This window comes from Saprospiraceae bacterium (genome assembly GCA_016714025.1).
Taxonomy (GTDB): Bacteria; Bacteroidota; Bacteroidia; order Chitinophagales; family Saprospiraceae; genus Vicinibacter.
This window is the reverse complement of sequence record JADJOB010000002.1, coordinates 2,314,808-2,336,674: the sequence shown is the minus strand read 5'-3', so window position 1 is coordinate 2,336,674 and position 21,867 is coordinate 2,314,808. Positions and strand designations below refer to the sequence as shown.

At 36.8% G+C, this 21,867-nt stretch carries 19 protein-coding genes; 8 read left to right on the top strand and 11 right to left on the bottom strand.

What is annotated here, in order from left to right; genetic code table 11:
- Window positions 1–103: 103 nt before the first annotated feature.
- From IPJ80_12475 to IPJ80_12460, 4 genes are all read right to left on the bottom strand, one after another.
- The gene (locus IPJ80_12475) at window positions 104–982 is read right to left on the bottom strand and encodes a pirin family protein (GenBank protein ID MBK7914296.1); all 879 of its coding nucleotides are present in this window, start codon (window positions 980–982) and stop codon (window positions 104–106) included.
- A 494-nt stretch (window positions 983–1,476) separates the two neighbouring features.
- Window positions 1,477–2,898 (bottom strand): Glu/Leu/Phe/Val dehydrogenase, encoded by a 1,422-nt coding sequence (locus IPJ80_12470; GenBank protein ID MBK7914295.1) that lies wholly within the window; start codon window positions 2,896–2,898, stop codon window positions 1,477–1,479.
- A gap of 353 nt (window positions 2,899–3,251) precedes the next feature.
- A complete protein-coding gene (gene ccsA, locus IPJ80_12465; GenBank protein MBK7914294.1) occupies window positions 3,252–4,340 on the bottom strand; it encodes a cytochrome c biogenesis protein CcsA in 1,089 nt (362 codons plus the stop codon).
- 5 nt (window positions 4,341–4,345) lie between these two features.
- Complete coding sequence (locus IPJ80_12460) at window positions 4,346–4,990, bottom strand: heme exporter protein CcmB (GenBank protein ID MBK7914293.1); 645 nt, start codon at window positions 4,988–4,990, stop codon at window positions 4,346–4,348.
- Between the two features lie 133 nt (window positions 4,991–5,123).
- On the opposite strand from IPJ80_12460, the gene IPJ80_12455 reads away from it, so the two are divergent.
- Window positions 5,124–6,512, top strand: a complete 1,389-nt coding sequence (locus tag IPJ80_12455) for an N-acetylmuramoyl-L-alanine amidase (GenBank protein MBK7914292.1) — start codon at window positions 5,124–5,126, stop codon at window positions 6,510–6,512.
- A gap of 1 nt (window position 6,513) precedes the next feature.
- Here the strand turns inward: IPJ80_12455 and IPJ80_12450 are convergent, their stop codons facing one another.
- Window positions 6,514–7,509 carry an acyl transferase gene (locus tag IPJ80_12450; GenBank protein MBK7914291.1) on the bottom strand — a complete coding sequence of 332 codons (996 nt, stop codon included), beginning with the start codon at window positions 7,507–7,509 and terminating at the stop codon, window positions 6,514–6,516.
- A 6-nt stretch (window positions 7,510–7,515) separates the two neighbouring features.
- Here IPJ80_12450 and IPJ80_12445 point away from each other — a divergent pair, with 6 nt between their 5' ends.
- On the top strand, window positions 7,516–8,022 hold the full coding sequence (locus IPJ80_12445) for a hypothetical protein (GenBank protein ID MBK7914290.1): 507 nt from the start codon (window positions 7,516–7,518) through the stop codon (window positions 8,020–8,022).
- Window positions 8,023–8,073: 51 nt separating this feature from the next.
- Here the strand turns inward: IPJ80_12445 and IPJ80_12440 are convergent, their stop codons facing one another.
- On the bottom strand, window positions 8,074–8,433 hold the full coding sequence (locus tag IPJ80_12440) for a hypothetical protein (protein MBK7914289.1): 360 nt from the start codon (window positions 8,431–8,433) through the stop codon (window positions 8,074–8,076).
- Between the two features lie 19 nt (window positions 8,434–8,452).
- Between IPJ80_12440 and IPJ80_12435 the strand changes: the two genes are divergently transcribed.
- Entirely contained in the window at window positions 8,453–9,280 is an 828-nt protein-coding gene (locus IPJ80_12435; protein ID MBK7914288.1) for a nucleoside phosphorylase, read from the top strand.
- Here the strand turns inward: IPJ80_12435 and fsa are convergent.
- Together fsa and IPJ80_12425 are read right to left on the bottom strand one after the other, a co-directional pair.
- Window positions 9,269–9,940 carry a fructose-6-phosphate aldolase gene (fsa, locus tag IPJ80_12430; protein MBK7914287.1) on the bottom strand — a complete coding sequence of 224 codons (672 nt, stop codon included), beginning with the start codon at window positions 9,938–9,940 and terminating at the stop codon, window positions 9,269–9,271. The two genes, IPJ80_12435 and fsa, sit on opposite strands and share 12 nt — an antisense overlap.
- A 181-nt stretch (window positions 9,941–10,121) precedes the next feature.
- On the bottom strand, window positions 10,122–10,823 hold the full coding sequence (locus IPJ80_12425) for an RluA family pseudouridine synthase (GenBank protein ID MBK7914286.1): 702 nt from the start codon (window positions 10,821–10,823) through the stop codon (window positions 10,122–10,124).
- On the opposite strand from IPJ80_12425, the gene IPJ80_12420 reads away from it, so the two are divergent.
- From IPJ80_12420 to IPJ80_12405, 4 genes are all read left to right on the top strand, one after another.
- Window positions 10,822–11,655: a 1,4-dihydroxy-6-naphthoate synthase gene (locus IPJ80_12420; protein MBK7914285.1), complete on the top strand. Its 834-nt coding sequence runs from the start codon at window positions 10,822–10,824 to the stop codon at window positions 11,653–11,655. The two genes, IPJ80_12425 and IPJ80_12420, sit on opposite strands and share 2 nt — an antisense overlap.
- 572 nt (window positions 11,656–12,227) lie before the next feature.
- Window positions 12,228–13,340: an alanine dehydrogenase gene (gene ald / locus IPJ80_12415; protein MBK7914284.1), complete on the top strand. Its 1,113-nt coding sequence runs from the start codon at window positions 12,228–12,230 to the stop codon at window positions 13,338–13,340.
- 112 nt (window positions 13,341–13,452) lie between these two features.
- Window positions 13,453–13,698: a DNA-binding protein gene (locus IPJ80_12410; GenBank protein MBK7914283.1), complete on the top strand. Its 246-nt coding sequence runs from the start codon at window positions 13,453–13,455 to the stop codon at window positions 13,696–13,698.
- 87 nt (window positions 13,699–13,785) lie between these two features.
- The gene (locus tag IPJ80_12405) at window positions 13,786–15,120 is read left to right on the top strand and encodes an MATE family efflux transporter (protein ID MBK7914282.1); all 1,335 of its coding nucleotides are present in this window, start codon (window positions 13,786–13,788) and stop codon (window positions 15,118–15,120) included.
- Window positions 15,121–15,198: 78 nt separating this feature from the next.
- Here IPJ80_12405 and IPJ80_12400 read toward each other — a convergent pair whose 3' ends face one another.
- Genes IPJ80_12400 through IPJ80_12390 form a run of 3 tightly spaced genes read right to left on the bottom strand, consistent with a single transcriptional unit; the run spans window position 15,199 to window position 20,762 of the window.
- Window positions 15,199–15,936 (bottom strand): methyltransferase, encoded by a 738-nt coding sequence (locus tag IPJ80_12400; GenBank protein MBK7914281.1) that lies wholly within the window; start codon window positions 15,934–15,936, stop codon window positions 15,199–15,201.
- Entirely contained in the window at window positions 15,936–17,975 is a 2,040-nt protein-coding gene (locus IPJ80_12395) for a hypothetical protein (protein MBK7914280.1), read from the bottom strand. The genes IPJ80_12400 and IPJ80_12395 overlap by 1 nt, the downstream gene beginning before the upstream one ends.
- 30 nt (window positions 17,976–18,005) lie before the next feature.
- Window positions 18,006–20,762 carry a TonB-dependent receptor gene (locus IPJ80_12390; GenBank protein ID MBK7914279.1) on the bottom strand — a complete coding sequence of 919 codons (2,757 nt, stop codon included), beginning with the start codon at window positions 20,760–20,762 and terminating at the stop codon, window positions 18,006–18,008.
- A gap of 65 nt (window positions 20,763–20,827) precedes the next feature.
- Here IPJ80_12390 and IPJ80_12385 point away from each other — a divergent pair, with 65 nt between their 5' ends.
- Entirely contained in the window at window positions 20,828–21,859 is a 1,032-nt protein-coding gene (locus IPJ80_12385; protein ID MBK7914278.1) for a hypothetical protein, read from the top strand.
- Window positions 21,860–21,867 lie beyond the last annotated feature (8 nt).

Sequence of the window (21,867 nt, the reverse complement as noted above, 5' to 3'; positions counted from 1 at the left end):
AAAAAATTGAATTTACCTCTTTTCAACGGCTAAGATAGAATAATATTTTGTGAAATCAAGAAAATACAGGGTTTAATCGCAATTTTATTTGCAAGCTGGCGCACTAAGCTTCCAGGTGACCAAATTTTCCAAGGTGGAAATCCTGAAAAGCCTGGGCGATTTCCTGATTTGTATTCATTACAAAAGGGCCATGCGCTGCAATCGGCTCATCAATAGGTAATCCGCTTAAAATCAACACAATACTATCTTCTAATCCCTCTATATGGAATGATTCTCCATCATTATTTAGCAATGCAAAGTGGTTCTCGGGAATTACTTCAGATTGATTTAACTTAATGCTCCCTTCGATGACCAATAAACCCGTGTTATAATTTTCAGGATAGGCAAATGCCGTATGGCTTCCTTTTTTCAATTTAGCATTCATTAAATTTAAAGGAGTAAACGTAATGGCTGGACCCTTAACATCTCCATAATGGCCTGCTATAATTTCAATACATCCTTTATGATCAGGCAACTCAAAAACGCCCAAATTTGAATGTTGTAACTCCTGATATTTAGGTGCAGACATTTTATCTTTTGCCGGCAAATTCACCCACAGTTGCACCATTTGAAAATCACCTCCGTTTTTACTAAACGTTTCTTCATGGTATTCTTTATGTAGCACTCCTGACGCTGCAGTCATCCATTGCACATCGCCTTCACCAATTATTCCACTGTTTCCTGCGCTGTCGTGGTGGGCAACTTTTCCCTTATATGCAATCGTAACTGTTTCAAATCCCCGGTGAGGATGCACTCCTACTCCCCTTGGAGTATCGGTAGGTGGAAAATAATGTTTCGAACCATAGTCCAACATAATAAACGGACTCATCCGTTCCATATCCAATCGATACGCACTCGGTATAAAATTATGTACTCTAAAACCATCTCCCACAAAATGGGGTTCCGGAGGTGGAACGACTACTTCAATAGTACGTTGTTTCATGTTATTTAGATATTTTTATAAGGAACAAGCAAAATGGAAGAAGGTTAAATTAATTGCGAATTACGAATTTCGAATTACGAATTACGGATGACGGATTATGGGAGCGTTGCGTACATACCGCGTACTCGCGGGACGAAATATGAATTACGAAATACGAAGTTCAAATGACGGATTATTGGAGCGTAGATACTGCCAATTATCAATTACGAAAGTTCAATTACGAATTATAAATCGCAGTTCAAATTTCGATTATTATCCCAATACATCAATTCTATCAAAACTTGTATTTTGTTTGGATTATTAAGACTTTATTCGTGGATACATAAAGAATGAAGAATACTTGAACCGTATCAATCCCTTATTTGTAGTTTGTCTAAATTAAATCCAAGCTTCTACATTCTATATTTTGAAAGCATCTTAAGCGGTGTTTTACCCATTAGAATGTGAACAACCCCGGGTGAGCACAGGTATAAGATGGGGACATAAGGGTATTACTATGGGAAGATACCCAAACTGGAATAGTCGTTGGATATTTTCTCAAGTGCGCAAACAAAGGCTGCACTGCGGAGACCATCCATATCTTTTTTACTATTGTAAGTGGCCCAAATTTGTTGAAAAGAGGTCACCATGGTTTCTTCTAAACCGGATCGAACTAAATCAATTTCATCTGCGCCGCGTGTTAAGAATTCACGTTCCCTATCGCCAATTTGTTTTGCAGTCATCTTTTCAATTAACCCAACAAAATTAGAATAGGTATTGGAATCAAATCGTTTTTCCATTCTTCCAAAACGCATGTGAGATAAATTCTTTAACCATTCAAAATAGGATACGGTTACACCACCAGCATTTAGAAACATATCGGGAACAATTATAATTCCCGCTTTATTAAGCATCGTTTCGGCATCTGCTGTAACGGGTCCATTGGCAGCTTCACCAATTATTTTAGCTTTAATTCTTGAAGCATTGTCGGCTGTAATCTGGTTCTCCAATGCAGCAGGAATTAATATATCACATTCTAACTCTAAGGCAGCTTCTTTACTTGGCAAATTCGTCGTACCAGGAAATCCTAAAATGCTTCCGTTTTGTTTTCTGTAGGCTAATAAATCTTCAATGTGAATTCCTTTTTCACTATAAATAGAACCTTCATATTCAGAAACGGCTATGATAGTTACGTCTCCTTCGTTTTGCATAATACTTCCGGTAAACGAACCCACATTTCCAAGTCCTTGAATCACCACTTTTTTACCTCTTAAGCCTATGTCCAGGCCAACTTTTTTCATTGCATCATGGGTATCACACAATTCTCTTAATCCATAAAACACTCCACGTCCCGTTGCTTCATTTCTACCTCGGATACCATTTTGGCTTACTGGCTTTCCGGTTACACATCCGGCAGCATCAATATCTCCTCCTTTAAATGTCAAGTAGGTATCATAGATCCAGGCCATTTCACGTGGGCCGGTTCCATAATCAGGCGCAGGCACATCGATCCCGGGACCAATAAAATTTTTTCTAATTAATTCAGTGGTATATCTTCTTGTGATACGTTCCAATTGATCCTCAGTGTATAGTTTAGGATTAATCTTTACACCCCCTTTGGCTCCACCAAATGGCACATCCACAATGGCACATTTGTAAGTCATCAATGCAGCCAATGCTTCTACTTCTTCTTTGTCAACATTTTCATTGTATCGAATCCCTCCTTTAGTTGGCATTCGGTGATGGCTGTGTTGTGCTCTATAGGCTTCAATTACTTCAATCTTGTCCCCAATGCGAACCGGGAAACGAATTTCATAAACAGCATTACAGGCTTTGATTTGCTTTAAAATTCCTTGAGAGATATCCGTATAAGCAGCTGCTCGGTCAAAATTGCGATTTACACTATCTAAAAATGTGGCATTACTTGATTTTGTCATGTTCTGTTCTTTTTTCGATGACTCGTATTTTCTTTTCTAGAATTATTAAAAAAATGATGATTCCAATAAAAATAATTGCTAAAACTCCAAAAACAACATATATTTTACCTGTTTGCCTCATAAAATCAGTTTCAGGCTGACTTACAAGCGGTATTATGGCATTCAGGATTTGAAGGAGCATGTCATTATGCAATAGAGCTGCGAAATTGGGCTTTATTTCAGAAATGGACAAAATTATTTCAAGAAAATATATCAGAATGGTAAAACATAAGGTCAAAATGAATCAAAAGGGCAACTTTGGAAGTCAGCTGTTAGTTGGATTTTAAATTGACACAGTTTGTTGAGCACACTCCCTATTCAAGCTCCTCTTCCTCCAATTTTGCTGCAATTGCATCTACGCGATACACCAAACTGGCAATCCATAGTCCCAAGAGCATAAAACCTAATACGGCCGGATAAAACACCATACGCAGGCTGTTATCCATATCTTCTGAGCCAAATGCAGGATTACCCCCATTTCCTGGATGCAGGCTATCTGTTAACCTTGGTAAAACGAATATGAGTGGAATGACTGCAACTAAGGCAAAGATGTTGTATGCTGAAGAAATTCTGGCCTTACGATCCAAATCATCAATAGATGCTCTCAACACCAAATAGGCTAAATAAATAAGCATAGTGAGTGCTGCCATATTGAGTTTAATATCTGTAGTCCACCAGGTTTCCCAGGTAAATCGAGCCCAAAGCGACCCTGTGAGGCATCCCAGGATCCCAAAGAAAAAACCCGTTCGGACTAAGGCATAACTCCTAAGATCAGCATCCAGATCTTGGTATTTTAAAACCCGATAACTGAAATAAACGGACATTCCAAACATAAGAAACATAGCAAACCAAAGCGACACATGGTAAAATGTGTTGCGTATTGTTTCTACTAAAATGTTGCGATAAGGAAATAAACTTCGTTTTGCTTGATGAAAATCCGGATGTTGATCGGTTGACCATAAGCGAATTCCTTCTTCTAGTGAAGGACGATTTTGATGAATTATCACTTTAGAAGGAATGGCAGCTGCCCCATCGGCAGGACTATTCACAATCACTGAAAACAAAGCCAACGGCCTTGAATCCGGTAAAAATTCCGGTATGTGAAACTCCAATTCAATTTGATTGTCTGTTATTGCTTTAACAATCAAAGCTTTAAGTAAATATTGGTTTTTATCTTTTGAATCAGAAGGCGGATTGTATTTTAAATAAGCTGTGATAGGTTCTGTTTGATTCAAATAATGCGCATTGTAAGCACTTACTGTAAGAATTGCTTTGGTCCCAGCCTCAATTCGATCCGGACTAACATCCTTAATTCCATGCTTAAGTGGATTTAATAATCCAAAACTTAAAGCATAGAGCATCAAACCAACACAGAGATATTTCCACCAAGATTGTTTAACCATATGAATTAAGATTTCCAGGTTAAAGGTAAGAGGAAAGAAACAAGTGCAATGGCCAATAAATCTATTGCCAAAAGTGGATAAAATTTGTCGAGGTTTTCAAATATTGATTGCCCGTTTAAGACATCGATACTTAAGGAGTAAGACATTCCTATCAGCGGAAAACACAAAGGCAAACTAATGACTACCATCAATACTTGCCTAGTCTGGCCGTTGCTCGCAATAAATGCAGTAAACGTATTTAACACGGCCATTCCAAAACTCATTAAAAATAAGATCATCAACCATGGAAAAAGTTCCAGGTGTTTTTGAGGGATCAACATATTCATGATCAGATACAGCACCATACCAAAAATGACGCATTGAATCAATTGATACAAAGCTTTTGATATAAACACCCACTTTATAGCAACCAGCTGATTGGTGTAAATTTTGAATCTGTTATTGTCTTCTTCAAAACTCCGGGTTGCGCTGAAAAAAACTAAAAACAAATAGATAATCCAATACATTAAATTCCAAAATTTTGGATTGACTTCTCCTCCAAAGAAATAAACCAAATAGGCTACTGCCAACAAAAAACTCAGCAAACCGGCGAATTGATGAAAACTTCGCCATTCACATAAAATTTCTTTGCTCAACAGTGCTTTTATCATATGCTAAATTCAAAGGTAGGCATTGAAGTTCAACGGCTTACATAATTGCAAATTTATATTGTATTAATTTGTAATTCAATAACATACAAATTATAAATAAATATAATATATTTGCTTTTCAAACTCTTTAGCAATGCGTAGAATCCTCACTCTGTGTCTTTTTACGATCAGTACGTTTCAGCTGGTACATGCACTCCCAAAACCTTCAAAATCATTGAATTATGTTAAGGTAAAAGCGAAAGCCGGTCAAGGTGTGTATGGTTTGCTGAGAAGTTACAAACTCGCTGATAAACCTGACAATGTCAGCATGTTCTACAAAATCAATGGATTGAAACAAAATGCCAGTTTGGAGAAGAATAAAACCTACCTCCTACCGGTTACGGTGCAGTCATTTGACGGGAAGAGTATACGCAGTAGTATAGGCATTAAAAACATGGTGCAAGCTAAAAAAATTGAAGATTACAACAAGCAGCTGACAAGTCAAAAGCTTAAAAGTCAGGATTATAAAAAGGATAAAAAAATTTGGGTCCCAATCGTTTTGGATCAAAGTTCATTGTATGGTGTTAAAAACAATGAAGGAACTGCTATGAAAACCAGCTTGAAAGAAACGATTCCAATAGAAAGGAAGAAAAACAGAGAAGGTCGCAAAGAGTTTCTGGTTGCATCGATGGCACCGATGCGTTCAATGTTGGTTGCAGATCGTAAACTAACTGAAAAAGAAGTCAAGGCCTTGGCTGAATCATCCGCTTTGGTTGATGACGCGCCTACTTCATTAAAAGTTTCTTCTAAAATGTTGAACGTGCCTTTGTTTGGTGACAAATACAAAGATGTTGAAATTACTACAGATGAATTGAAGGACCAGGTCTTCTATATTGTTCCAGGTCATGGAGGCCCGGATCCTGGTGCCATAGCAAAAAATGTAGATGGCGAATACACAATTTGTGAGGATGAATATGCATACGATGTCAGTTTACGCCTTGCTAAAAATTTAATGCAAAAAGGAGCTACTGTTTTCGTAATTGTTGAAGATGAAAACGATGGAATCCGGGATGAAAAATACTTAGATTGCGATAAAGATGAAACGTCTTATGGCGGCCATGACATTCCTACAAGTCAGAAAAAACGACTTCGTCAAGGAATGAATAAAGTAAATAAATTGTATTCAAAATATAAAAAGAAAGGATATACGAATCAGTGGATGGTGTCGCTGCATATTGATGCTCAAGGCGAAGAAGACCGTCAGGATGTTTTCTTTTATTATCAATCTGATTCTGAAAAAAGTAAAAACAAAGCAGTAGACATCCAACAAGTTTTTGAGGAAAAATATGAAGTCTATCGGAAGGAAGAAAAATACAATGGCACTGTATCCAGTCGCCCGCTATACGTAGTGCGCAATTCAGATCCGGAACCCATATTCATAGAATTGGCAAACATTCACAACCCGGAAGACCGGAAGCGTATTTTATTTCCAAAAAACCGTCAATTGCTTGCTGACTGGATCACTGAAGGATTTTCAAAATAAATTATTCTTCATATAATTGACTGCATCCGCGCATTTCTTCAAAATCAAACCTCCCCAATACCTGCAATTCTCCCAGCGGATTTAGTTGACCCAGGTCGCCTGTTTTAATAAATGAGCATGAATGAATATTAGCCAAATCAATGACATTGATAATTCCTCTTTTAGAGTTTGGTAAAAATAAAAACGGATCGGAAGGATCTGTAATTAAAAATTTTAATAATGGATGTGAACTGTAATTAATCCCATCTAAGGCATAAGCTTGAGATAATAATTCGGTCATCCCATATTCAGAGACAATTTTTGATTGAGGAAATCCGGATTGAAGCTGCCCTATCAAATCCGTTTTAGCTATTTCGCGGCGTCTGCCTTTCATGCCACCTGTTTCAATAACAATTAAATTGGGATGAATTAAATTAAACTGATTGGCAAAATCCAATAATGCAAAACTTACTCCAAATAAAATGACTTGTTTATTCAATTTATGCAAGGCATTTAATTTTAGTTCCAATGATTTAAAATCATCTATAAAAAATACATCTTTACCCAGCTTGTTTGATGAATTCACAAAGTGATTTACCATGGCCACTAAGGAAGAATCCTGCCGCTCCAGGTAATTTGGCAGCAATGCCAGGAATTCATATTTTTCCAAAGATCCAAAATGAAACTCAAAACAAAGCCTGCTAACTTCATTATAAAACCCTAGCTTTTCAATAAAATGACAGGATCTAAGTGAATCTGTTGTTCCACTGGAGCGAAAAACTAATTCTTCATTCCAATTACCTGTTTTAACTTCATTGGACTTAAATAATTCAATGGGGAGAAAACAAAGATCTTCATACTGATTGATTTTGCAATCTAATTTACCGATCAGTTTTAAAAATTGCCGAAAAACTGGATTGTTTTGAGATTGAAAAAGATAGACTTCCTGGACCAATTCAAAGCTATTGGATTGATTTGTATATAAAACTTTATCTTGTAATCGTTTTAGGTCCAGCATGTCATTATGAGAGGTAAAACTAAAAATCTGCTTTCAATTCCCGGCATATTCTTTTTTTTAGGATTTTGCTTGGTAGCCTGCACAGGAGATGATACCGGCTCGGTAATTCCAAAAATTGAATTTATTGGACTTACAAAAACACGCATGATTCAAGGAGATTTTTTTGAGGATTCATTAAGGCTCTTACTGAAATTTGAAGATGGTGATGGGGATTTGGGTTTTCCTCAAAACGACAATCGATATGACATAAGCTTGATAGACAGTCGCAATAATCAAATACAAGACCAATATAAATTGCCAGTGCTACCAGATTCTGAAGGACGACCACAAAAAGGCCAGATGAGTATCTTAGTGTTTACCAGTTGCTGCCTGTTTAAAGATCAAATACCCCCTTGCAGTTCACCTCCACAATATCCATTGGACTCTTTATTATATAAAATCGTCTTAAGAGACCGTGGTGGACATGTAAGTGATACTGTATTAAGCAGCAAGGTATATCTTGAATGCATTTAATGTATAAAATCAAGAACCACTTTATAAATCCTCCACAAACCCAACAAATTCTTATTTAGGTTTCAATGCCTCCTTGCTACCTTCTATTGCCTGTTTGGTATGCCCTATAAAAAGTTTTGACCCAATTTTTACAACCGGACGTTTCAGAAAAGTATAATCGGAAAGTATTAACTTTTTAAAATCTGCTTCCGTTAACTTTTTATCTTTCAATCCCAAACTTTGATATTTTACAGCTTTACGACTAAATAAGGCTTCATAGGAGCCTGCAAGAGAAGCCAGCTGATCAAGTTCTTTTTCGCTGATTGGGTTTTGCTTGATATCAGACAGTTCACAAGTATCTGTATTAAGTTCACTTAATATTTTTTTACAAGTTCCACAATGGGTTAAATGGTAAATTTTGTTTTTCTTCATACTTTAATTGAATTTAAAAATGGAAGCGAATTGGATCCTACATCCAGATGGTAGCTTATATCATCTTAAGCTAAAACCGGGGGATTTAGCACCTATCATCATTAGTGTTGGCGATCCGGATCGAGTCCGCATTTTATCCAGCTATTTAGATCTTATTGAATTACAAGTTGAATCCAGAGAATTTTTCACTGTTACGGGATATTTATCCGGCAAACGAATCAGTATTCTATCAACCGGAATTGGTACTGACAATATAGATATTGTAATGAATGAAGTGGATGCTTTGTTTAATATTGATTTAAAAACTGGAAAACCAAATGATGAACTCATTAAGATTAAATGGATTCGATTGGGAACCTCAGGGGCTATTCAAAAGGACATTCCATTGGATAGCATTTTGATTACGGATTGGAGTATTGGAACAGATAATTTGGCTGATTATTACCAACCGCATACGATTCCCTATTCACAGATGCCAAATGGAATTCGCTATTTTTTGTATCGGGCGGATCCATCATTATTAAACGCGTTTCTACATTCAGATTTGATTGTTGGGAACACATTGACTGCTGTGGGTTTCTATGGCCCCCAAGGAAGATTTAACCGGATAAAACAATCCAATTTGTTACAAGAGTTGGAAGCCCTTGATTTGAAAGGAATTGGAAAAATATCAAATCTGGAAATGGAAACTTCCGGAATCTATGGTTTAAGTCAGATGTTTGGTTATCAGGCGCTGTCTGTCAATGCAATTTTAGCAAATAGAATTACAGGGCAGTTCTCAAAGAATCCTGAAAAAACGATTGAACGTATGATTGAAATATGTTTAGAAAAAATATCAGGACTTTAATAATGCGGCCTGGGCTTTATTGTGGTCGTCTAAAAACTTTTGCAAACCGATATCGGTTAAAGGATGCTTTAACAATGAGAGAATTGCATCTAAAGGGCAAGTCACCACATCTGCTCCTGCTTTAGCGGCCTCCACAATGTGCAATCCGTTTCGTATGGATGCGGCCAGAATTTCTGTTTCAAATCCTTGCAGGGAGTAAATTTCAAAAATATCAGTGATCAATTGCATTCCATCCCAACTTGTATCATCGATCCGGCCAATAAAAGGTGAAATATATGTTGCACCTGCTTTTGCGACCAGGATAGCTTGACCGGCACTAAAAACGAGGGTGCAATTGGTTTTAATTTCAAGACTTTTTAACTCAGCAATTGCCTTAATTCCATCTTTAATCATTGGAACTTTCACCACAATATTTTCAGCAATTTCAGCCAACTCTTTGGCTTCTTTCATCATGCCTTTATAGTCCGTCGAAATGACTTCTGCACTAACGTCGCCTTTTACAAGTTCACAGATTTTGTGGTAATGCCGATAGATATTTTCTTTTCCGGTAATTCCTTCTTTGGCCATCAAACTGGGATTGGTAGTTACCCCATCCAGGATGCCCAGGTCCTTGGCCTCCTTAATTTGGTCCAAATTGGCTGTATCGATAAAAAATTTCATGGTTCTGCTTGGATTATTAAAAAAGGCAAGAGTCCATCGCACCGCTCAACCACCCGCCCTTGCTGTATTTCTACCCTGGGGGATTCAGCAGGAGCTGGTCGTGAACTCTCACCGGCGGCAAAATTAAGATAATAAATAAGATTCAGAGGAGCTTGTCTAAATATTCTGGACAAATTCTGTATTACCCTTGGGGTTTGGGAAAAAAGGCTTTAAATGGATTAAAATTTTTATCTGAGGGTGGAAAATGAGTAAATTCCATCCATTCTTTAGTAACAGGATGAGTAAATCCGAGTTGATAGGCAAATAAGGCTAGACTTTCATGTTTAATTCCATGGGAAATTCCATATTTACTGTCCCCCTTTATTGGGAAACCCATATGAGCTAATTGAGCTCTGATCTGATGGGATCGACCCGTATCCAGTGTTATATCCAACAAAGCAAATCCTTTAATATTTGCAAGGACCTTATAATGCAACTTACAAAGTTTGCAATCTTTTTTAGGGTGATCGTACACTTTTGACTTGTTTTTTGATTCATCTTTGGTTAGGTAATGCACCAAATCTGCTTCTTCGATGTCCGGATGTTTTTCGGTTATTGCCAAGTACTTTTTCTTAATTAATCCTGCTTTCATTTGATCCTGAAGCCTTGTGGTTGCTTTGGAAGTTTTCCCAAAAAGCATAATTCCACCTACAGGTCTATCCAATCGGTGAATTGACCCTAAATAAACATTCCCTGGTTTTTCGTATTTAATACGTATGAATTCCTTTAACAAATCAAACAAGTTTTCATCGCCGGTATGATCACCCTGGGACAAAAGTCCGGCAGGTTTTTCAAGGATGAGGATGTGATTATCTTCGTAAATTATAAATGGATCGAATTTCATGGATAGCAATAATCGGATAAAATTAGCCATTTCGCCCTGCCCAAACGACACTTATATTTTTGGAGCTTGGATTAACAATTTAATTGGCAATCCAAAAGAGCTGGAAACAAGCTGTGATTATATGGATATTCAAGAATTAAATGAGCAAGCTCTTAAAGGAATTTACGATGTGATAAAATTCAGCGCAGCCATACTTCCTAAAATAACAGAGCAGTATTGGATTTCAGAAACAGGGGCTGCAGCTGGTTTCGATACCGGCCCCCTATTGGTGGCAGCCCATGATATCGATCTCAGAACACTTTCAACCAAACGCATCGTTTTGCCTGGCAAGGACACGACTGCAGCTTTACTTTTTCGAAATTTATTTCCAGAAGTCAAGGAGCTACACCATAAAGTTTTTTCAGAAATAGAACAAAGTGTGCTGCTTGGCACGTATGAAGCGGGTGTAATTATTCATGAAAGCCGTTTTAATTATAAAGAAAAAGGACTTATAGAATTGGCTGATTTAGGCAAGTTATGGGTTGAAAAAACAGGCTATCCTATCCCATTGGGTTTAATTGGTATTCGTAAAACATTGGGCTTGGAAAAAGCAAGCGCCCTGCAACAAACCATTCGTAAAAGTCTGGACTTTGCACTACTCAATGAACAGCAGTTAATGCCTTATATTCAAACGCATGCAAGCGAAATGAGCCCTGATGTAATTCAAAAACACATCCGTCTATATGTAAATCAATTTAGTTTGGGACTTGGCAAGCTTGGCAGGTCAGCACTTTCAAGTATGTTTGAATCTCTAAATCCTTCATCCAACAAGGGTAATAATATATTTATATAACTGATTATAAATAGATTACATATTAATTTAATAAAATCTTTATTAAATACTAAAATTTAACCATTTACATATAGTGATTTTTAATAATATATTATATATTTACACTGTGTAAGTTTTGGTTATTAAATGTAAAATTCGTTTTTGCTCGTGAAACGTCACGAGCAATTTTTTTTTATAGTAAATACTTTCATTGAAAAACCAGATTCTAGGTGTTTCCAAATCCCTAGCTTAAATTCACTTCTTGAATTTTAGCCCACGAATCCATTTTAAATTCCGCTTAATTCCATCATAATTAGTGACTCTATTCCCCTCCAATCCTAATAATACCAGGCGATTATTATAGTTTCCCTTTTCCAAATTATAGGACTTTTAAATTGAATTCAAGATTGCATGCTGCCTTCAGATCGTTTTTGGCACAGTTCTTGGAATAATTCTAAACGAGTTTTGAGTTTTGGTTATTAAATGAAGATTTGCCCGTATAACTGTATACGGGCTATCTTTTTTTAGGCGGTTCCCTTTTATTTCCTTCCTTATTGTATTTTCGCCTTTTCAAATACTAAACTCCTTTTCCCATGATTATTGGTGTTCCTAAAGAAATAAAAAGCAACGAAAACCGCGTGGCCCTCACCCCTGCGGGTGCTCTCGAATTAAGTAAAAGAGGTCACAAACTATATATTCAATCGACAGCTGGCGAAGGGAGCGGATTTACGGATCAAATGTATAAGGATGCCGGTGCCTCTATTTTAAATCGCATCGAAGAAGTCTATGGCATCGCTGAAATGATTATAAAAGTCAAAGAACCAATTGCTTCAGAATATCCTTTGGTCAAAGAGAATCAACTCATATTCACTTATTTTCACTTTGCTTCCTATGAACCCTTAACGAAAGCGATGATAGAAAGCGGTGCTATTTGTCTAGCTTACGAAACAGTTGAATTGGCTGATCGCAGCCTGCCTTTATTGGTACCTATGTCTGAAGTTGCTGGAAGGATGGCTATCCAGGAGGGTGCTAAATTTTTAGAAAAGCCACAAAAAGGAAAAGGAATTTTATTAGGCGGTGTTCCGGGAGTTCCACCTGCCAAAGTATTGGTCTTAGGGGGTGGTATTGTAGGCACTCAATCTGCTAAGATGGCTGCTGGAATGGGTGCACAAGTTATTTTATTGGATGTGAGTTTGCCTCGTTTGCGCTACCTGGCTGATGTGTTGCCTCCAAATGTCACGACCATGTATTCCAATGAATTAACCATTCGGGAATTGGTCAAAACCCATGATTTAATCGTTGGGGCCGTATTAATCCCTGGTGCTAAAGCCCCTAGCCTCGTAACTCGTGATATGTTAAAAACCATGCAACCTGGAACAGTACTGGTTGATGTGGCAATAGATCAAGGGGGATGTATGGAAACAAGTAAACCAACAACGCATGATGATCCAATATATATTATTGATGATGTAGTTCATTATTGTGTGGCGAATATGCCCGGTGCTGTTCCATTTACCTCCACATTAGCTTTAACGAATGCAACCTTGCCTTTTGCGATTCAATTGGCAGACAAAGGCTGGAAAGCAGCCTGCAAAGACAGTAAACCACTTACCAGTGGACTGAATGTTGTTCATGGCAAGGTAGTTTATCAGGGGGTAGCTGATGCTTTTGGCTTACCTTATGTAGATGTCAGCCAGGTCCTTTAGAAATTAGCCTAAACATTTTACGAAAAATTTTTTCCTGTAAATACTTGCAGGAACCTAAATGTCGTACTAACTTGAACGGTCATTTATTTTGTTCACATTTAAACCAATAACTATGAATATAACCTTGGATGAGCTCCGCACAATTAAACACAATTTACCTACCGGAAGCATTCGTAAAATTGCGGATGAATTAAATCTGGATGAACAGGTTGTGCGAAATTACTTTGGAGCGCATCATCTTGAAAACAGCGGCAATCATATTCAGCCCGGTCCAAATGGAGGGATTGTTCACATTGAAGATGAACGAATTTTAAATTTAGCAAAAAAACTAATACAAGAAAACGCCAAACAAAATTAATTAAGTCTTATTACCTTACCTATTTATTGAGGGTTTGCTTTCTTGAACATTAGCAGACCCTTTTTTTTTTCCTTTATTGTAGAAATTTTGAACAGACAACAACAGTTGGATTTATTGAAACTGGCATTCCCAATTATTTTAGGGAATTTGTCTCAAATGATGCTGAATATTATTGATTCAGCTATGGTTGGCCACTTAAGTTATAAACATTTGGCAGCGGCATCATTAGTAACCAATATGATTGGATTACCTTATGTATTATGCATCGGTTTTACCGTAGCGATTTCACCATTAGTTGCAGAATTAAAAGGCGCAAAAAATCCGGAATCTTGTGGAGCACTTTTAAATAACGCATTTTATCTCAATGTTTCAGTAGCTATTTTAACCTCTTTGTTACTCTATATTTTTGGAGGAGTTATTTTTCATCTTGGACAAGATCCAGAAGTTGCTAATCTCGGACTTCCGTATATGAATTGGATGCTTTGGTCCATTGTTCCTATGACCGTATTTCTAAGTATAAAACAATTTTGTGATGGTTTAAATTTTACAAAAATTCCTATGATTCTATCATTGGCATCCATCCCTATTAATGCATTTTTAAATTATTTACTTATTTATGGGAATTATGGCTTCCCAAAAATGGAATTGGTTGGTGCCGGTGTAGCAACATTTATTACCCGGATTTTAATAGCACTTGCATTGGGTATATATGTTTTGTATCACTCCCGATATAAAATATATCAGCTTAGTAATCGTACCATTGACCGATTGCAATTACAAAAAATTACCCGTCTTGCATTGCCCAGTGCATGGCAATATGTAAGTGAAATTGGAGCGTTCGTCGTGTTGGGTATTTTAGTAGGTTGGTTTGGAGCTACCCAACAGGCAGCACACCAGGTATCCCTTTCTGTTGCTGCTTTGACCTTTATGGTGTCTATCGGATTATCCTCTGCTGGTTCAATTAAAGTAGGTGAAGCCTTTGGCATGAAAGACATTCACCTGGTTCGAAAAATTGGTGTTTCTGTCTTACAGTTTTCAGCAATATATGGCATTATCTGCGCCGTGTTTTTTATCATTTTTAGAAATCAAATTCCTTATTTGTTTACATCCGATCAAGAGGTCATACATCATGCAGCTTTGTTGTTCTTATTTGCAGCTGCATTTCAGCTAGGAGATTCTATTCAAGCAGTTGGAATTGGTGTTTTGAGAGGAATTCAAGATGTAAAGCTGCCTACAATCTACACCACCTTGTGTTATTGGTTTGTGGGGATTCCAATTGGTTACTTTCTAAGTGTCGTGCTTAATTGGCAAGTTTCAGGTGTGTGGACTGGATTTATTGTATGTCTCAGCAGCATGGCTTTCTTATTATACCGCCGCTTTCTTCGAATCACTAGTTCGTTTAAATTGAACTCAAGCAATTGAATTGTTTTAAAAATATATTTCCTAGTATTGGCCTTATAAAATTTGATCTAGTCAGCTATTTCCCCTAAATAAAAGCTGTTATAGATAAAACTCTTGGGTTAAAATAGAATACTCCTTACTGCGCTTTCCGTTTTCATCATATAAAAACAACTCAAACTCCACACATCCCGTTTTAGATTTAGCGAACTCCAATAAGACTCGATTTGTTTTTGATGCATGCTTATTTCGAACTTTTAAAACTCTGGACAAACACAAATCTACACGTTGCATTTGATTTACAAGCATGTCAGAACCAACAGCCGGCAATACCAAACTGATTTTACCATCTGGATTTAAATACGCTTCTGCAATTTTCACTAATAGCGGAAAACTTAATGAAAACTGATGACGGGCCCTGTTTTTATCTCCATTGGGAGACAATAAGGAATCCGAAAAGTAAGGTGGATTGCATATAATTTGATCGAATCGATATCCGAGTTGATGATTTAAATTGGAGTTTAAAAGATCTTCAGCATTCAAACAATATGCATTCAATTTAGATTGCCAGGGAGATTGTTCAAAATTGTACGTTGCACATTGTACTGAATTCTTATCACTGTCTAATGCAGTAATATTTGCATGGACAGCCGCTTTCTGAGCAGCCATTAATGACAAGATACCACTCCCTGTACCAATATCAAGAATTCTATCTGAAGAATCAAGCTGAATCCAAGAACCCAACAAAACAGCATCCGTAGTAATAGGAAAAACACCCGGACTTACTAAAACCGAAAACTGTTTAAATCTGAATGCCTCCTTGGTAATACTCAAAGCCATTAAGGCGTAATATCATTCAGACTTCTGATTGAAATTTGTTTGGCTTGAGTTGCTCCACCCTGATTAACGACTCCGATTATTTTGACAACACTTGTTTGAAAATTAGTGCCTGCAAAACTGGCTTGTGTGCGTGTGTAAAGATCCATACTTCCTGATCCGTCATTGAGCGTGCAGGTACCTGAAAATGTGGTACCACTTGCTTTGGTTATTGTAACTCCAATAATCTCAACCAGAGTAGATTCCAATGCTTCAAAGTTTTGAAGTATCTGATTGATTGAATAACGTGTTGGCAACAGTACATTGGTTCCAATTTTTTTAGCATTTGCCAAGGGTACATTATTGACTTCAAGTAAACCTGAAAACTCAGACAACTCTTGTGATGATATATCAATTTCCAAATCATCTCCCACCCCAAAATTGTGGTCAGCTGTAAATCGAACAACCATTCCACCACTACTATCTTGTATGTGAATGTTTTTAGTTGTGGTGCTGCCATTGGAGACATCACTTATAACACTTGCATGAATTTTTCGATTCGCTGGGACACTGGTTGTAGTGCCTAAATATAAAGACCGAACCGTACGCAAACTAATAAAAATTGGTGTACCTCCACCTCCTCCGCCACTCACATCGGTTGAATTACGCATGGTTAATTGCATGTCTTTATTTGCGCCACCTTGAGTTACCATGGCTAAAAGCTTTATTGACCCTGTTGGAAAATTCTCATTTGCAAATAAAGCCTGGGTTCTGGTAAACAACAACATACTACCAGTCCCATCATTCAAAGTACATGAACCCGAAAAAGTTGTGGAGCCCGTTTTACTAATTGTAATATTGGATACTTCAACAAGGCTAGATTCCAGGTTTTCAAAATTTGCGATGATTTCAGAAAGCGTTTTAATTTGAGGAACAATGTTACCCGTACCGATTTTGGTTGCATTTGCATTGTCAACATTATTGATTTGCAACAATCCATCAAATTCAGAAATTTCCTGATCAGATACATTAATTTGAAGTTGGTCTCCTAAATTGAAACTGTGATTTGATAAAAACCGAATAGTAATTCCACCAGTAACATCCTGAATGACTAGGTTTTTAGTTGTGGTATTCATATTTACCCGGTCGCTGATTACCGTACCGACAATTTTTTTATTGGATGGCGCATTTGTAATGGTTCCTGTGAATATTTTTCTCAAATCCAAAATTGAAATCTGGGTTAAATTTCCACCTCCCAGGCATGGATCGTTTGTAAATTGTACATCATTTAAGTTTCTAATATAGAGCTGCGCATCAGATTGGTATTTGCTCAATATGGCTGTTATGCTTCCATTCTTTGATGGCACTACAGAGCCGGCAAAATCTGCAAAATTGCTGGTGCGCAACAAGATTTCATTTTTATTGCAATCTGTTAATGTGTGATTGACTGAAACATTAGCAATCACATCTGCATAGGTTGTACCGGTATCGCTTCGCGCAAATTCAACATTATCTAACTGGATTAAAGTACTTATATCCTGTGCTGTTAAGGTACTTATAGTTTTTTTCTTTGCAACGATGGGTTGATTTTTAGGTCCTTTAAAGACATAATTGTCAATTAACACATCTTCTATTCCAGATAAATTCGTATAGTTCCCATTTTGATAAGTACCCAAACCTAATTGAATCAACCCATTGTAATCTCCTATTGTCAAACCCTTGCATTTTAATCCAATTTTCATACCTACAGGAAAATCAGTATAAATGCCTGTTCGATTTAATTTTAATTCAATTCCACCAGTTGAATCTTGAATCACGATCGTTTTATAAAAATTGCCACTTTTATCATCTGCTACTACTGTCGCATGAATTAAAAAATCGTTTGTAATCGTTGTAAACTTTCCAGATACATATTTTGATTTTAATTCAGCAATAGAGGAATTTGGATCAAAGCCAATTTCTGCTACAGGCTGAGGTGGCTTATCAAAATCGTGATCCAGACAAGCAGTAATTCCTAACAATCCAAATACAAACAAAGCGCTGTATCTTTTTATAAAATTCATATTTTCAAGTTTAATTAAATTCATTTTAAATTATAATCTCCAACTCAATCCACAGAAATAGTTAATCCCCTGCAAATAATAATATTTTGAAGGAAACTTATCGGGATTTTTTTCAGCATAATCAAATCGGTATTGCTCAAATCCTCCAGAAATCAGATTTTGTCTATTTAATAAATTATTGATACTACAAGTCAAACCAAAATCCTGATTAAATAGCTTAAATCCTTTGTATAAAAACAGATTGATGTAAAATGCTTCCGGAAGTTTTTCCTGGTTAATTATTTTATTAAATTGGGTGCTGGCCGGATCCAAATCAGCTACAGCTTGCGGGACACGACGCAAAGGATTAGGCTCCAGATATTGATCGCTTAAATAATTGAAACTCAAAGTAGCAAAACCGTTTCGCTTAAAATTATACTTAAGAACAAGAGATCCTGCTTGCATTGCACTCGCTGGAATATAAAAATTCTTTAAGTAAATGATATGCTTCGCATTGCTGGAGCTAAATTTATCAAACAATAACATCTCAGGACGTGATGTATAGATTGCATCCCCCACTGTATAAATTCCTGAAATCACAAAGCCCCTTCCTATTTTATATTCAAGAGATGTCTCTATGCCTAAATGCCTTTGGTCTAGTTTGGTATAAAATGCATTAATCAATCCCCCATCCGCTAAATCAACATTGCCTGCAGCTTCTAATTGCTCGTCCAAAAAGAAGTTTTTATTAATAATCTGGTCTTTATAATTTAAAGCATACGCTGTGCATTCAATTTTAATTTTGGGGCTTTTATAAAAATAGCTTAAATCTGCCGTTTGCACTTTGGTTTGATTGGTTTCCTTTAAAACATTTGCGCTCCATTCCGGATTAACAAATGTTTGATCAAAACGATTGGGCAATTTCTGGTATGCATAATTCAATCTGAAATAATTTCTACCATTTATCTTCCAGGTAAGCATTGTTTTGGCAGCATACCCCGTTTGATTGATTTTATCCGATTGACCCAAAGAATTTAGATTGATTGCGTTTTGAAAAAATCCTTCCCGGTAGAATGAATTAAAATCGGTAGAAATTCCAGCATTAAAATCTAAACGTTTACCATAATAATTGTAATCCGTTAAAATCGAATGATTTGAATGGTGAGATTTATAACGATACCCATATACATCTCCTTTGTGAATGATGTGGTTTGAATATCGAATGTCAGGATGCTGAAAATCTGGGTTGTCTATAAAATCCTCTGCATCGACAAGGAAATCTGCTCCCAATAAATCCGTTAGTTCCAAATAATTGTCAAGGCTTCCTGCCCGTAAACGGTATTTTAAATTAAAAAGATGGCGTTTTAAATTCCAGTTCAATTTAGCAAAAAACTGCAACTCTTCAGGATCTGCGTGTCTTTCATTTAACCAATAAGTTGCTCTGTTTCCTGAAACTGTATTTCCATTAACTCCATTTGCATTTTCAACAATAGAATAATTTGCATAATTGGAATGATATAAACGAGTCCAATTAATTTGTCGTACATTAACATTTTGCTCCCAGGCATCCCGTACACTTTCTCCAACCAAGCTGTCTTCAATATAGGAAGGTAATTTTTGGTAATAATCGGGTCTAGGGTCTGGTGCATTGTACCAATCTAATTGACTGTCAGCGCGCTTTCCTTTTATTCCAAGTACACCAGATTCAATTTGGATTGACTCATTCGGGGTCCACAAATAATTCAACATGGCCATTGGAATTTTTGAACTAGCAGATCTAGAGTTCCGGATTTCACCCTCTTGAAGCCCCCAATAGGAATTGTAATAGTTATCCTTAGCCAGGGCATAAACTTCTTTGGTTGCAGGGCTAGCCTTCCCTCGCTCAACTGGTGCGTTAACTGCTAAGAAGTTTAGTGAATGATGCTTTCCAAGGTATTTTGAAACACCAAGATATGCTCCCCAAGCATCGTAATAACTCCCTGGTATATAAGCTTCCTGTGCCCAACGCCGGTTTAACCCAGCAACTAAAAACCAATTGTGATTAAGTGCACCCGATACATAATGGACATCCATTTTGTGTCTATATGCCCGATTGGATTCAGAATATCGAAGCACCAGCCCTTCTCTGAAACTTGCGGCATTTGCATCAATCCATTGACTTAGGCCAGAACTTCCAAAATCATAAGGATTGTCTTTAAAGCTTCGATAAGCCTCCCCATAACGGGTTAATAAATTTTGACCTGACAATAGGTTGTATTGGGAATAGCCTGTTACTAAATTTCCGAGTATAAATCCATTGATACCAAATTGATCATATACAGATTGCACAGAACGCAGTCGGAACCGGAATGAACTCCAGTCAAAACTGGCAGCTTCTAAAATCGGATCATCCGATGATGACAAAAGGCTATAAACGTCAGATTCATCGGTTTCCTGATCATTTGTACTGGTTGAAGTTTCCTGATCATTGGCCAATCTGCCTGTACTTGATACCAAATAAAACTCTTGAATGTCTGTATTCCAATCTGTTGCAAATAATTTTATGGAAAATAAAGCAAAATTTTCTTTGATGATTTCCAAATCCAACAACTGCTCAGGATTATCAAGCATTATAGAAAAATACCCGGATTCATCAGAAATAAAATCTTTCTGAGTCGTTTTATCTCTAATAATTGCGCTCCCTATAGGTTCTTGGGTTTGATTATTGACAATTTTCCCCTTTAATACTTGACTAAAACATGGTCCCGCAAGCAGGATGGAAATAAATACAATTAAATATGACTTGATGAACACTATTTGGGAATGCATTATTTCCGCTTTTTGTTACTTTGTGTAAGAATAAACCACCTCAGGTTTTAAATAACAAAATTAGCATGATATTTCGATACTTTTACTGTACGCTCTTTTTTCTGTTTTGGTGCTTCCCTTTTTCCGACCTATTTGGGCAACAGATTGGCATCGGATTCTATAATTTAGAAAACCTTTTTGATGTTTCCGATGACAGTCTTACAATAGATGAAGAATTTACACCCAATGGATTAAAAAACTGGACGCCAGAAAAATACCAGGACAAAATCGGAAAAATGGCACGGGTCATTCATGCTATGGAAACAGCTCGCAAACAAGTCCCATTGATTATGATCGGGGTTTGTGAAATTGAAAACAAAACTGTTTTAGAAGATTTAGTACAAAACAAACAAATAAATTCAAGCTATTATAAGATAGTGCATCATAATTCCAATGATCCCAGAGGCGTTGATGTCGGACTTTTATATCGTGCGGACTACTTTACCGTCCTCCAGTCCAAATCAATTAAAATACCTCTATTTGAAAGAGACAGCAGTCCCAGATTGACCCGTGATATTTTAATGGTTAAAGGCAAACTTGGTACCCAGATGCTATATGTATTTGTCAATCATTGGCCTTCCCGGAGAGGTGGTGAAGTATTAACAACACCCTATCGCGTTATTGCAGCTAAGTTAAACAAACATTTGGCGGATTCTATCCTGCAAATAGATCCTACAGCTGGAATAATCATTATGGGAGATCTCAACGACAACCCGGATGATATCAGTTTAATGAAAGGACTAGAGACAGAAACGCAAATCAATCAATCAAGAAGTATAACTTATTTTAACCCATTTTATGCTAATTATAAAAATGGAGAAGGTTCTACTGCTTATGAAGATAGCTGGAATCTTTTTGATCAAATGATTCTTGCTGGTTCACTGCTAAATAAATCCAATCAAAGTTATCATTTCACAGATCACTTAATATTCAGAAGAGCATTTATGCTTGAAAAGAATGGGCATTTTCGCAATTACCCTAAACGAACCTTTTCAGGAAATCAATATATAGGTGGATTTAGTGATCATTTTCCTGTTATCTGTTATTTTGATAGGTAAAGCGGGTG

Bases quoted from the DNA above. Each gene is read 5' to 3' on its own strand.
- IPJ80_12385 (MBK7914278.1), top strand. From the start codon at position 20,828: ATGATATTTCGATACTTTTACTGTACGCTCTTTTTTCTGTTTTGGTGC.
- IPJ80_12470 (MBK7914295.1), bottom strand. From the start codon at position 2,898: ATGACAAAATCAAGTAATGCCACATTTTTAGATAGTGTAAATCGCAAT.
- IPJ80_12455 (MBK7914292.1), top strand. From the start codon at position 5,124: ATGCGTAGAATCCTCACTCTGTGTCTTTTTACGATCAGTACGTTTCAG.
- IPJ80_12450 (MBK7914291.1), bottom strand. From the start codon at position 7,509: ATGCTGGACCTAAAACGATTACAAGATAAAGTTTTATATACAAATCAA.
- IPJ80_12395 (MBK7914280.1), bottom strand. From the start codon at position 17,975: ATGAATTTTATAAAAAGATACAGCGCTTTGTTTGTATTTGGATTGTTA.
- IPJ80_12425 (MBK7914286.1), bottom strand. From the start codon at position 10,823: ATGAAATTCGATCCATTTATAATTTACGAAGATAATCACATCCTCATC.
- IPJ80_12410 (MBK7914283.1), top strand. From the start codon at position 13,453: ATGAATATAACCTTGGATGAGCTCCGCACAATTAAACACAATTTACCT.
- IPJ80_12420 (MBK7914285.1), top strand. From the start codon at position 10,822: ATGGATAGCAATAATCGGATAAAATTAGCCATTTCGCCCTGCCCAAAC.
- ccsA (MBK7914294.1), bottom strand. From the start codon at position 4,340: ATGGTTAAACAATCTTGGTGGAAATATCTCTGTGTTGGTTTGATGCTC.
- IPJ80_12445 (MBK7914290.1), top strand. From the start codon at position 7,516: ATGAGAGGTAAAACTAAAAATCTGCTTTCAATTCCCGGCATATTCTTT.
- IPJ80_12440 (MBK7914289.1), bottom strand. From the start codon at position 8,433: ATGAAGAAAAACAAAATTTACCATTTAACCCATTGTGGAACTTGTAAA.
- IPJ80_12400 (MBK7914281.1), bottom strand. From the start codon at position 15,936: ATGGCTTTGAGTATTACCAAGGAGGCATTCAGATTTAAACAGTTTTCG.
- IPJ80_12390 (MBK7914279.1), bottom strand. From the start codon at position 20,762: ATGCATTCCCAAATAGTGTTCATCAAGTCATATTTAATTGTATTTATT.
- IPJ80_12460 (MBK7914293.1), bottom strand. From the start codon at position 4,990: ATGATAAAAGCACTGTTGAGCAAAGAAATTTTATGTGAATGGCGAAGT.
- fsa (MBK7914287.1), bottom strand. From the start codon at position 9,940: ATGAAATTTTTTATCGATACAGCCAATTTGGACCAAATTAAGGAGGCC.
- IPJ80_12475 (MBK7914296.1), bottom strand. From the start codon at position 982: ATGAAACAACGTACTATTGAAGTAGTCGTTCCACCTCCGGAACCCCAT.
- ald (MBK7914284.1), top strand. From the start codon at position 12,228: ATGATTATTGGTGTTCCTAAAGAAATAAAAAGCAACGAAAACCGCGTG.
- IPJ80_12435 (MBK7914288.1), top strand. From the start codon at position 8,453: ATGGAAGCGAATTGGATCCTACATCCAGATGGTAGCTTATATCATCTT.